The sequence below is a fragment of the Clostridium gelidum genome, from assembly GCF_019977655.1.
In the GTDB taxonomy this organism is placed as follows: domain Bacteria; phylum Bacillota; class Clostridia; order Clostridiales; family Clostridiaceae; genus Clostridium; species Clostridium gelidum.
In genome coordinates, this window is record NZ_AP024849.1 from 4,285,269 (window position 1) to 4,297,943 (window position 12,675).

The 12,675-nt window shown below is 29.6% G+C and carries 12 protein-coding genes and 2 pseudogenes; 4 read left to right on the plus strand and 10 right to left on the minus strand.

What is annotated here, in order from left to right; all coding sequences use genetic code 11:
- Positions 1-60: 60 nt before the first annotated feature.
- The 9 genes and pseudogenes from psyc5s11_RS19630 to psyc5s11_RS19670 all read right to left on the minus strand — a co-directional run bounded on the left by psyc5s11_RS19630 (position 61) and on the right by psyc5s11_RS19670 (position 6,959).
- Positions 61-1,587 (minus strand): X2-like carbohydrate binding domain-containing protein, encoded by a 1,527-nt coding sequence (locus psyc5s11_RS19630; RefSeq protein WP_224034174.1) that lies wholly within the window; start codon positions 1,585-1,587, stop codon positions 61-63.
- Positions 1,588-1,957: 370 nt separating this feature from the next.
- Entirely contained in the window at positions 1,958-2,260 is a 303-nt protein-coding gene (locus psyc5s11_RS19635; protein ID WP_224034175.1) for a sialidase family protein, read from the minus strand.
- Between the two features lie 341 nt (positions 2,261-2,601).
- Entirely contained in the window at positions 2,602-3,636 is a 1,035-nt protein-coding gene (locus psyc5s11_RS19640) for a right-handed parallel beta-helix repeat-containing protein (RefSeq protein WP_224034176.1), read from the minus strand.
- 465 nt (positions 3,637-4,101) lie between these two features.
- Positions 4,102-4,536 (minus strand): annotated as a pseudogene (locus psyc5s11_RS19645) (NADH-dependent alcohol dehydrogenase); the annotation flags it as partial.
- Between the two features lie 144 nt (positions 4,537-4,680).
- Positions 4,681-4,875, minus strand: a complete 195-nt coding sequence (locus tag psyc5s11_RS19650; RefSeq protein WP_224034177.1) for a NifB/NifX family molybdenum-iron cluster-binding protein — start codon at positions 4,873-4,875, stop codon at positions 4,681-4,683.
- A 24-nt stretch (positions 4,876-4,899) separates the two neighbouring features.
- Positions 4,900-5,553 (minus strand): annotated as a pseudogene (locus psyc5s11_RS19655) (UPF0236 family transposase-like protein); the annotation flags it as partial.
- Positions 5,554-5,692: 139 nt separating this feature from the next.
- The gene (locus tag psyc5s11_RS19660; RefSeq protein WP_224034178.1) at positions 5,693-5,833 is read right to left on the minus strand and encodes a hypothetical protein; all 141 of its coding nucleotides are present in this window, start codon (positions 5,831-5,833) and stop codon (positions 5,693-5,695) included.
- Complete coding sequence (locus tag psyc5s11_RS28265; RefSeq protein ID WP_224038232.1) at positions 5,814-5,975, minus strand: Hsp70 family protein; 162 nt, start codon at positions 5,973-5,975, stop codon at positions 5,814-5,816. The genes psyc5s11_RS19660 and psyc5s11_RS28265 overlap by 20 nt, the downstream gene beginning before the upstream one ends.
- Positions 5,976-6,005: 30 nt before the next feature.
- On the minus strand, positions 6,006-6,959 hold the full coding sequence (locus psyc5s11_RS19670) for an alpha/beta hydrolase (protein WP_224034179.1): 954 nt from the start codon (positions 6,957-6,959) through the stop codon (positions 6,006-6,008).
- Positions 6,960-7,849: 890 nt separating this feature from the next.
- Here psyc5s11_RS19670 and psyc5s11_RS19675 point away from each other — a divergent pair.
- From psyc5s11_RS19675 to psyc5s11_RS19690, 4 genes are all read left to right on the plus strand, one after another.
- Positions 7,850-9,376 (plus strand): glycoside hydrolase family 43 protein, encoded by a 1,527-nt coding sequence (locus psyc5s11_RS19675; RefSeq protein ID WP_224034180.1) that lies wholly within the window; start codon positions 7,850-7,852, stop codon positions 9,374-9,376.
- Between the two features lie 188 nt (positions 9,377-9,564).
- Positions 9,565-10,353 carry a polysaccharide deacetylase family protein gene (locus tag psyc5s11_RS19680; RefSeq protein ID WP_224034181.1) on the plus strand — a complete coding sequence of 263 codons (789 nt, stop codon included), beginning with the start codon at positions 9,565-9,567 and terminating at the stop codon, positions 10,351-10,353.
- Positions 10,354-10,498: 145 nt separating this feature from the next.
- Positions 10,499-11,728 (plus strand): endo-1,4-beta-xylanase, encoded by a 1,230-nt coding sequence (locus tag psyc5s11_RS19685; RefSeq protein WP_224034182.1) that lies wholly within the window; start codon positions 10,499-10,501, stop codon positions 11,726-11,728.
- A gap of 44 nt (positions 11,729-11,772) precedes the next feature.
- Positions 11,773-11,958, plus strand: coding sequence for a hypothetical protein (locus tag psyc5s11_RS19690; protein WP_224034183.1), 186 nt, complete (start codon positions 11,773-11,775; stop codon positions 11,956-11,958).
- Positions 11,959-12,226: 268 nt separating this feature from the next.
- Here the strand turns inward: psyc5s11_RS19690 and psyc5s11_RS19695 are convergent, their stop codons facing one another.
- The gene (locus tag psyc5s11_RS19695; protein WP_224034184.1) at positions 12,227-12,418 is read right to left on the minus strand and encodes an ion channel; all 192 of its coding nucleotides are present in this window, start codon (positions 12,416-12,418) and stop codon (positions 12,227-12,229) included.
- Positions 12,419-12,675 lie beyond the last annotated feature (257 nt).

A 12,675-nucleotide genomic window follows, 5' to 3' on the forward strand; every position in this document is an offset into this window, starting at 1 on the left:
TATTGTTCTTGAATTAAAATACACAAACATCTAAATAAATTAATAGTTCTGTTTACATTATTATTTAATATTTATACTTCCACTAGCAAAATCAACTTTTAATTCTTTTCCATTAATGTCATAGAACGAATGATCATCATTATTAAATTCAATTGCTGTTGATCCTTTTGCTGCAGTATCTTTTATTTTTAATTGGATATTTGTTAATACTCCATCAGTTTTTATTGTTTCTGTATCATTCATAGCATTATCCATAAATATTACAGATATTATTTTTGTATCTGGATATACACCATATACAAAATTTACACTTGGATTTGTAATTGCAGTGCCGGCTTCTACTTTTACTACTTCAACTACATTTGGATCATATTTAATTCTATATCCAAAGTTTGCTATTCCTGCTTCTGGTGTTCCAGTTAGTGTAACAGGTAAATTTATAGTATCTCCAGGTTTTGCTTCAATTTTCCCTATACCTGCAATTAGATTTTGACTTATTTGACCACTAGTAACAACAAAAGTCTTCGATTTCCCTTTACTAAAATTAAATGTAAGATCTGTAGCTTGTCCATCTACAAGAGTATCTAAATAAGCCTGTTTTAATGTTACTATATTTCCATTTAGTATATAATCAGTACCTGCTTTTAGAATTACATCTTTATTTTTAATGTCAACCAATGTATTACCATTCAATGTCATTCCAACATCTATATCTGCCTTGTTATTTTTATAGTAAACTCCTGAAGTTGTTGTTATTAATGAGTCAATTTCATCTGAATCAATAACACTAATATTTAATTTTTGAGCTGCCCCTTTACTAAAATTAAATGTCAATATCTTATCTCCTGCTGGTAGTTTTGAAAGATAATTCTGTTTGATTACTACGGAACCTGCAGCATTAACCTTATAATCTGTATCTTTTATTAAATCTGTAATACCTTCAAAGGTATTCCCATTAAGTTCCATATTAATATTTATGTCAGATAAACTTGTTTTGTTAACGACTACATTTGTTTCGCTTAGTTTAGAATCTGTAACACTTCCTTTATCTGGTAAAGTTCCCCATGTTACTATGTTGTTAACTAATACAGTAACATTACCTGCCTTATTGTATGAATAATCATTACTTTGATTATAATTTGACCACTCACTATTAGTTAAAGCGCTTTGAATTGACACTGTATCTCCTGGTGTAATTGTTCCAGCAGCACTATCAAAACTTATTTCAATATAGGTGTCAGCGTTTTCAATAGGGCTTTCCATTTTTACAACTGTTCCTTTTACGTATGTTGTAATATCTTTATATTGATTAGTTATGTTGGCACTATAACAATGAAATTCTTCTCCTTTTTTATTATCATTTGTATAATAGTATCTTATCTTTACATCTGATAAGTTAATTGTTTCACTCCCTGTATTCGTAACTTTATAGGTTCCAGTTATTGAATTTGTAGATGCTTGCGCTGACACGTTTGTTAATTCTAAACCCATCTTACTGTTTGTATTAGCTGCAAATCCAGGTGCAGAATATAAACTTGCTGAAATTACTGCTGCTGCCATGATAGTAAAAATTTTTAATCTTTTCATTGAAATCATCCTTTCACTTCTTTTTTAATAAAATAGTTAAATCTTTATGATTAAAAACTTCCCCTTTTCACCCCCTAATATATAATTTTTTATTAAGTATATACAATCGATATCAAAAATAATATCTAATTTTTTTTAATAAAGATTGTAACCTTATTATCTCACTAATTTTACATTTTTTGTTTCAATTATCACATACTGTCTTTTTCATGTCATATAACTTATTATATTCCCTAAATTTACATTTAAGCTAATATTATCATATTTTGTGCATTACACTTGACAATTAACTCCTTTTGTATAAACGTTTTCATTTTCTATAATCCTCTCTTCTATTAATTACAATTATATTTTAATTGGCGAACATTGCCTATTTTAGTATTTGTATATATTGAAACATAACCTGACTTGCTGCTTTACTATATCCAATTGTGTCAACTTCTTGTACTCCTTCGATCTTTGTGAATGTTTCACCATAATCTTTAGAGTGCCACATTCCATATATTCCTTCTTTTTCACTTCCACTAGTTAACCATATTTCACCTTCTTTGCCGGGAACTGCTTTAAACTCATCTATTCCAGTCTTAGGAATTCCACTTGCATTTGTCTCTTTAAATGTTGCCCCACCATCATTACTTCTGTATAATTTTCCATTTAAGAATCCATAAAACACCTTTGGATTTACACGATTTGAAGCTACCTTAGCTCCGTTTGGAATTCCAGTACGATGTTATTACTCCACTTGATTGATTATCTAAAGCAGGCTGAACCTCAACAACTATATAATTAGTTCCACTCATGCAAATTTATGTTTTTTCATAGTTTATGTAAAATACTTAATAATAAAATAAGGAAATATGACTATAATAATCATATTTCCTTACCTTGTTTTATTATTAAAAAATAATATTATGTTTAATTATGAGCTCAATAGTATACTTTTTAAAATCTAGATAATTTCCTGCCAATTTAGCTAATGAAATATTATCCATTGTTATTTCGTCTGTATCTATGCTATTTTACAGTTGGGCTATTTGTTACTTTAGCTCCTGAAAGATTATTTTTGTTTGCTCCTGCACCTGTAGATGTACACCCATCAATTATAGCAGTACCAAATGTAATTGTCTTTCCTAAAGCAGATGGTGTACCTGTAGCTGGGAATTGATAATTACCTAAAAGATTATTGTCACTATTACATCTTGTCATTGTAACAACACCAGTTTGGTTATTTCTATCAAATCCAGCTCCTGTATTTCCTGATGCTGTACAACCAATAAGTACATGATTTAATGCATCTGCATGTGCAGGTTGACCTGGAGTTTTATTATCTATTCCTCCAACTTTAAATCCATTTCCATCACCTTTTATTCCGTTACAAATTCCATTTTTAATAGCCTTACAGTTTGTAAATTTTACAGCTCCATGAGCAGCATATAAGTCATATCCATCATCTGAATTTCCTTGTGCTGTACAATCTGTTAATATATTTCCTACACCTGAGTGTAATTTAATTGCAAATCCATCTGCATTTTCACCCAACTTTGTTTTATCTGTTTTATACTGATCGCAATTGTCATGAGAATTAACTCCTGTTAATGTATTATAAGAAGCTCCGTTTGATAATTGAACTCCTGCATCATTATTATTATGAACATTTAAGTTTGTAAAAAAGTTTTTTGTTCCTTCTACATATATCCCATTATCACCTGCATTATAAATTTCTAAATCTGCAATAGTAGATCCAGTACCATTAACCACAAATCCTCTTTTTCCGTTAACTTTCCCAGTTTTAGAGAAATCAATTTTGCCTTTCCCAGTTTTACCTGTTATTGTTACTCCTGATGGTACAGTTATTGAACCAGCTGTTACAGTTCCACTAATAGTAATAGTATCTCCTGGTTTAGCGTTAGCTATAGCAGCTTCTAAAGAACCTCCTACAGTAACTGGGATAGTTGTAGCTGCATAAGCAGTTGTACTTGGTAATAAACTTCCTCCTGTAACCATTACTCCTAGAGCTGCCATTAAACATAATTTTTTGATATTTTTCATAATGTATATCCCCCTTTTATTTTAATTAATAACAATTTGTTAACGTGAACAGTTAGCGGAACTTTTTATGCTTTCTTAATATTTTTATGTAATTATTTAAACCTTAGTAGCTTAAGTTGTTTTTATGCTTTTATTTTTTCACAACCAACTTACAATATTACTTTAACATTTTATTTTTTACTAGTAAATATCTATATCTTCAAGTAATATTTTTTATGCTTATTATACAAAACAAATGGTATAATTGCATTTTACGACAAGTTTTTGTCATTTAGCTACATATATCTAGCATGATTTGCTCTCTCTTCGCGACAATAAATTACCTTTCTTACTAAATAGTTTTTTGCAATTTAACAAGAAAGGCAATTTATTTTTAATTCATTAAATTTATATTTATTTTATTACTTAACGCTTTAAATAATCCAATTAATTAACATTACAACTTAGTTATAAATACACATAAAATTAAAATGCCGCTTTAAAAATGTTAATAATATTATTTTCATCAAGTGGTTTAAAGGCATATTTAAAATATGGATTCATAGCTTTCTTTGCCATTATTTCGAATTTTTCTTCTTCAATTCCAACTTCTCTTAAAGTACTTGGAATTCCGAGTTCTTTAAAAAATTGAGTTGTTTTCTCTATTGCAATATTTGCTATTTCGAAATTTTCTAAATTTTTATCTATGTTCCAAACATTTATTCCATATTGTGCAAATTTATTAACAGTAGTATCATCTAAAGAATATTTCATCCAATGAGGTGTTAGTATTGCAAGTCCTACACCTTGTGTATGGCTAAAATAATTTCCAAAAATATGACTCATAATATCTGCTGTTTGATTTTTAGGTACTGAGTATGTATACTCTGGATCTAAAATTGAAGCTTTTGGTTTCATGTTGATGATAATCTCCATAATCATTATTATATAAGACATTCTTATATTTTAATTTACATTTATATATGAAGTAATTATATCTTCAATTTTACCTGAAGCGCCTCTTATAACTTCAATATTGGCTTCCTTTAATGCATCCAAAGCTCTTTAACCAATTCCACTAGCAATAACTAAATTAACTTTTTCTTTCCTAAGTAAGTCCGTAAGTCCACCATGGTTGTGTTGAAGATTTTCAGTGGATAGCTCTTTAGTTTCAGTTATCTTGTTGTCCTCTACTGCTACAATTTGAAAGCTCTTACTCTTTCCGAAATGTTGATTAATCATGTCTTCGTTTTTTTGCATTGCAATTTTAATATTTTATCTCTCCTAGCTAAATCTCGTGTAACATACACTAAATGGATTTATCTTTCTATCATCTAAATTAGAAATCTTTCTTGTAGCTTTTTGGTAAATATGAAATAAGTCTAATTGATATTGAACTGATTCATCTATATCAATTTCCTTACTTATCCAAGCAGCTCCATCACCATTTAAGATTCTAGTTTTTAAATAGTCCATATTATATATTTGAGCAATTCCACTATTGACAACAGCATCAAATTGTTCTGGTTTATCATATCCTGCAAAATATAGCGTGTTTATAGTTTTATATCTTTTACTTTCAACTGTTTCTGGTTGCCACCCTTCATAAACTTTAACTAATTTAATTTCTTTTTTATTTTTTTCACCTTGTATTGATAAAAATAGTCCGTCCTTTTCTTCAAAAAGAATTTCTACTTGATTTTCACCTTTCAGTTCATTGTTAAAATATTTTTGTATTCTTTCCACTTCAGAACTTTTTAAAAGTTCTCCAATATCAGATACACGATTTTTAATTGTTTGATGACTAGGATTGCAAAGCACTAAAGAGTCATTTTGTTTACTCACATTTCTAAAGGATTCTGCTGACGCTTCGGTTACTAAATTTACAGCTTGCTTAAGAGTTGATTTTCCCAAAAGATCGATATTTAATATCTCATCTAATAAGAAAGTTGGTTTAAATTTATTTCAACTTATTTTTCTATATCCCTATTGCTATTAAAAAAGACCTAAACTAACACAAAAAATCACTTGTGCTAATCTAGGTCTTGCATGCTTTCCAGTCACAATCCTATAACTTCTATTTATTATATTTTATAATAACTTTTACTTTAATAACAGTTATAGTGGTATTTTTTCCTGTACTTATTACCACTGCCTCAACTTGAAATATTACATTAACATCATAGGTAAATTTCACTTTAAATATTTTCCGTGCCACCTGAAGCTTTTAGTATATCTGATAACATAAAATTTCCTAAAAGGTTATTCATAGAAGCTTTTTTATAATACCCTTGATATACTTTTTTTTCAACCTGTGACTGACCATCATAAGAAGTACAATATACCTGCTCTTTATTTATATCTGCATTTTCAACTTTGTTATTACCCGATTAAAAAATCCTTTTTGCAAAGTTATAAAGACCATTTTCCCAAACTTTAAAATCATGACCACCATCAGTTGTATACCAAATATGGTTAACTTTATTCCCGATTAGTGCTTGGTGATAAGTATTAGGTGTATTTCCAACAACACCATCGTTATTTCCAGTGCATATCATTACAAGTTTAGGAGTATTGATAGAGTTTTTGGGAATTGTAAACTGTGCTGCAGTAAATTGACCAGGATAATTTAATGCACTATCTGGAAGAAGTCCAGGTGCAGGAGAAAAGGCACCTATATAAGCGAACTTATCGAGTTTTTTAAAACCTATAAATAATGATTCTCTCCCACCCATTGAGAGTCCAGCTATAGCAGTATTCTCCCTACCTTGTTTCACTGAATAATTTGAGTTAATAAAAGGCATTAAATCATTGCTTAAATCATTTATAAAGTTATCAAAAGCATTTCTATTTTCTTGACTTAAAATATTTTGGGGTACTGAATCATTTGCAGCAGCACGAACATTAGGCATTACTACAATCATATCTGAAGCTTTGCCTTCAGCAACTAGATTTCCGATTATTGCAGCTGGATTTGCATTGAGCCATTCAGAATGTGTGCCGCCTATACCGTGTAATAAATATAAAACAGGATATTTTTTTTGGGCTGAATAGTTTGCTGGTAATAGCACATTGCATTTTCTTGTAGTTCCAGTTGTTTTTGAATAATAGGATACTTCTTTTAAAGTCCCATATTTTACATTAGGTTTATTATTATCAAAACCATAAGGAACTTTATAGTCACCTACAGCTTGTACATTTTCTGTAGCAATTTCTTGAATAGCCTTAGTGTTTGTAGTTGCTGCAAATGCATTAACATTATAATCACCAGCTAAATAACATATAGACATAGCCATAGATCCTACAACAACCTTTGATATAATCATTTTTAATTTTTTTGACATATAAACAACTCCTTTTTGTTATTAATATATTTGTTCTAAATTGTTAATTTTGTACATACTACAGAATTTATATGTTTACGTATTCAATTAAATACTATAATTGTAACTATTTTTCGTCAACAACTTTTCTTGAAAATACGTTTTTTATACTTAAACAATTATTTTTTTGCAAATTATTCACAAAGTAGAAAAATTATGTTTTTAATAGGTTGTGTATTCAGATTTATTAGCCTATTTTCCATCAGAGGAAGTTCGACTCGAATAACGCTCATTGAGTGCTTAAAGAGTAAGAGACCATCATCAAATCATAGATTTGGATTCACTGATCACATCGGCAAAGCCTGCTATGAAGGCAATTCCTCTCCTTGCCTAATGAAAAATATTCATAGTAACTTTGGATTTGTTATTCATTTTCATGTGCCTAATGTTGAAATTAATAAATTTAAAGAAGATAAGCAAAACTTAATTGTTCAGGTAGTTGAAATTTAAGAATTCAAACACGATTAAAAAACGCTATCTTACGACAAGCATGTTGTGAAATAATAGCTAATTTGTTAAGCTAACTATAATGTTCTTGTTACTCGATTTTTAGCATAAATGCTCATTAATTGGAGTTTTATAATCCAAAGACATCAATAAGATTAAAGCTCTCTTAAAGACAATTTACCAGTAAAACAATTATCAAGAATATTAAGGAGATAAGAAATTGAAATAGGAGGTGAAATACAAAACTATAAATATTCTAAGAAATGTTTACGTATTCAAATGAATCAGAGAGAGGCTAAAAAATTGAGAATGGCATGTTTTTTATATCAATAAAGTTTAAAGTGGAAACTAAAAAATGTAGACCAATGAGGGAGAATATTATTTTACAAGGGGGAAATTAAAAAATGTTAAAAAGATCAAGTTCACTGTTATTAGCTTTTACATTATTACTTAGTGTTGGAGTAAGTACACCTACAGTAGCAAGTGCAGATACAAATGCTGTAGCAAAAGTTCCTGGATATTCTAATCCTCTTATTACACAAAAGTTTGGTGCGGATCCATATGTTATGGTTTATAATGGCAAAGTATACGCTTACATGAGTAGTGATGCCTATATGTATGATAGTAATGGAAAGGTGATTGATAATAATTATAGCAACATCAAGACAATAACTTGTTTATCATCTGATGATATGGTTAATTGGACAGACCATGGAGAAATTCCAGTTGCAGGATCAAATGGTGCAGCAAAATGGGCAAACAATTCTTGGGCGCCTTCAGTTACACATAAAGTCATAAATGGTAAAGAAAAGTTCTTTCTTTATTTTGCAAATAATGGAGGGAGCATTGGTGTGCTTACATCAGATACTCCAATTGGACCATGGACAGATCCTCTTGGAAAACCTATGATTACAAGCAGTACTCCTGGAGTTAATGGAGTTGTATGGCTTTTTGATCCAGCAGCATTAGTTGATGATAATGGAACAGGTTATCTATATTTCGGTGGGGGCATACCAGGAGGTAATAGTCCTACACAAACTCAAATTGAAAATCCAAAGACAAGTAGAGTAATAAAATTAAATAATGATATGATTCATACTGAGGGTAGTGCAGCCACAATTGATGCTCCTTTTATATTTGAAGATTCAGGCATGCACAAATATAATGGAAAATATTATTATTCATATTGTGCTAATTTTTCTGGTACACATCCAGCTGGATCTCCAGCTGCAGGTACAATTGCTTATATGACAAGCAGCAGTCCTATGGGGCCATTCACTTATGATGGTACTTTCCTAAAAAATCCTGGAACATTTTTCGGAGCTGGCGGTAATAACCATCATGCTGTTTTTCAATTTAAGAATCAATGGTATGTAACATATCATGCTCAAACTCTTGGAAAAGCTTTAGGGGTTACGAAAGGATACCGTTCTCCTCATATTAATAAGCTTGAATATAATAGTAATGGAACTATAAAAGATGTACAAGCAGACATGCAAGGTGTACCTCAAGTTGCTAATCTTAATCCATATATAAGGACTGAGGCTGAGACAATTGGATGGAATGGCGGTATTTCAACTGAAAAATCTAAGGCATCAGGAAGTATGGTAAGTAGCATTAATATTGATGTTACAAGTATAAATAATGGAGATTGGCTTGCTGTATCAAAGGCTGACTTTAAAAATGGAGCTAAATCATTTAAAGCAAATATTGCATCAACAGTGGGAGGAAAAATAGAAATACATCTAGATAGTTTAGATGGTCAACTTATTGGTACTCTAGATGTAAGTCCTACAGGTGGAGAACAACAGTGGAAAGAAATGAATTGTAATGTAAAAAGTGTTAGTGGTGTTCATAATGTTTTCTTTAAGTTTACTGGAAATGGTAATAAAAATTTATTTAATATTGATTATTGGCAATTTACCTCTTAAATCAAAGTTTCAATATACAAAATAGTTTAGCTTCTAAAGTGTCATCATGGGTAACAACAGGATCACAAAACATAGCTAAATCGTCAGTGTATATTTCCCAATTATATATCAATATATAAATAATATAAGAGGTTGCAGTGTTTTGTAACTTATTAAAAAGTATATAGAAAGGTTAAAGGGGGAGGATTATGTTAAAATCAAAAATTATTAAAATATGTGTTGGAGCAATCGCATTAAGTTTATTTTTTTCAGTGTCTACTTCTATAAATGCAAATGCTGCAACATCGGTAAAAGTTCCAGTACTAATGTATCATAGAATCGAAACAAATGCTAATGAAAGTAATACATGGCAAATAAGCTTAAATGAATTTAAACAGGAAATGAAATATTTAAACGACAATGGTTATACTACACTTACTAATGATCAGTTTTACAATATTATTACTAAAAAGGCGTCTATGCCAGTAAAACCAGTTCTTTTAACCTTTGATGGTGCAACAATAGATTTTTATAACAATGCATATCCTTTACTCAAACAATATGGATTTAATGCTACAGAATATGTTGTGACAGATCAGATTGGAACATCTTGGGGAAGTGCATCAGATATGATTAGAATAATGAACGAAAATCAACTTAAAACAGTTGCAAACAATAAAATAGAGTTAGAAAATCATTCTACAACACATGGACATATTGCAAATTTGGGTACCACAGAACTAACAAAAAGAGTAAGTGGTGCAACTACTAAACTTGAAAGTTTGACAAACAAACCAGTAAAGTACTTCGCATATCCATTTGGTGAATCAAGTAACAATTTTGTTAATGTTTTAAAAAGTTTAAATGTAAAAATGGCATTTAAAGTAGGTGGAGGAATGGCTACAGATTCTAGTGATTTAATGAATATGCCAAGAATAGCTATTGTTAATACTGATAATATTACAACATTTACAAGAAAATTAACAACTGGAAACTAGTCTAAAAATGTTAGCAGTGTTCATATTATTTACTTTAAATTCACTAATTAATATTGCTATTTATTCAATATTAATTAGTGAAAATTTAATTCTAAATGCAAGTGGTATACAAGCTAACTATTATATATTACAAGGAGGAAAAAATATGAAAAAATATCTAAGCGTGATTTTGTCTGCAACTCTGATAATGTCTACATTTTTAACTTCGGGAATTCAGGCAAAAGCAGCAACAACAACAACAACAACAACTAAAGCCGAGACTAATACAAATAATGCTAATTTATTAAATACTTATGGAAAAGTGTTTGGAAAGGTAGGAACTACATTAAACGCAGGTCAAATTTCAGATAGTAGTGCAATAAATGCTACAAAGAAGGAATACAATAGTGTAACACCAGAGAATGAAATGAAACCTGATGCTATATTAGGTTATTCTGCAAATGTGATTTCTATACAGCAAGCAAAAGCACTTGGGTACTATATTCCTGATAATTATCCAGAAAGTACAGTTCCAAAACTTAATTTTACAAGTGTAGATAATATGTTGAAATTCTGTTTTGACAATGGATTATCAATGCGTGGTCATACACTTGTTTGGCATTCGCAGACTCCACAATGGTATTTTAAAAACGGTTATAATGATAATGGTGGATATGTAACTCCTGCAGTCATGGATAAGAGAATGGAGTTCTATATTAAAACTGTTATGGGACATGTATTTTCAAGTAAATATGGAAGTGTAGTTTATGCATGGGATGTTGCAAATGAATATTTACATGCATTACCTGCTGAAGATCCTAAAGCTACTGGATGGCAAAAGGTTTATGGAAATCTTGGCACAAAACCAGGGTTCATAAAACAAGCTTTTCAGTATGCGTATGACACATTAGCATATTATAAATTAACAGATAAAGTTAAATTATTCTATAATGATTACAACGAATATATGGAAGTTAATAAAATAATTGATTTGATTAGTTACATTAATTCAGGTAAGAAAATATGTGCGGGAATAGGTATGCAATCTCATTTAAGTACTGATTTTCCACCAGTTGCTTATTATAAAAGCGCATTACAAGCATTTGCAAAAGCAGGATTTGAAATTCAAATTACAGAACTTGATGTTGGATGTACTTCTTTATCAGAACAATCAAAATATTATTATGATTTAATGTCTGCTATTTTATCAGTAAAAAAAGCAGGTGCAAATATTACTGCCCTTGTATTTTGGGGATTAAGTGATGATCATTCATGGCGTAATAATGATCCAAAATATATTAGACCATTATTATATTCTAATTATTCAACACCAAAAGAAGCTTATTATTCAGTTTTAAAAGCATATTCTGATGCAGGATATACTATTGCTAAGTAATTGAAGGCTTTGATAATACAGCTGTTATAAAAAAATCCTTCTAATTGTTGATTTTAATTTACAATGCATATTCAAATGATGCACAGAAGTTTTCTATAAAATCTTCGCAAACAAAAGGAGCATATGTTGTTGCAACTATGAGCAGTAATCAAACTAAGGTATTAGATGATTATAATTTCGAAACTTCTGATGGTACCAATTGTATGCCAATGGACTTATGGTGGAAATAGCAATCAGTTATGGGTATTAGAACCAACTAACTAGTTTGCAAATTCTAGTAATACACCAGTTGCAGCAAATACTGGTGCAAAAAATTCTATTCATTTTGAGTTAGATAAGTTTTTTAATGTATCTAACACAAATATTAAACTCTGTCTCAAATTTTATGCAAACTTACAAATTAATTCAAAATAATAAATTATAATAAGAAAACCATAGAGAATTATAAAGCTCTATGGTCTTCTTATTGATTAGTAATATTCTTAGCAGTAGTTATACCTATATATCGTTTTCCCTCCAATCACCAGTTCTAAAAAATAACAGTGAAACAAAAAATGTTTCAAACATTATACTTGTTCTTATAATTGTTGAATTAGGCAAAATATCTCCATATCCAGTTGTTGTAATAGTTACAGCACTATAATATAAGAAATCTATTAATGGATATCTAATACATTTGGTCTCAATCATTCTAATTATCAATCAAAAATATCATCAATTTTTCACAAAAAACTCCATGCATTTTATCATTCTCATTAAAAATGAAAATTCTATGGTTTAAAAACCCTCAACCCATTATTTTCCCTATAAATTGTTATCTTTTTATATTTTTAACTTTTTAGATTGTAAAACATTTATCTTTAAACCCATATTCCTTTTTTAAAATATTTATTAGAAACTTTACTTCTGATGATGAAGCTACCGATGAGCTAGTCAACTGCACAGAT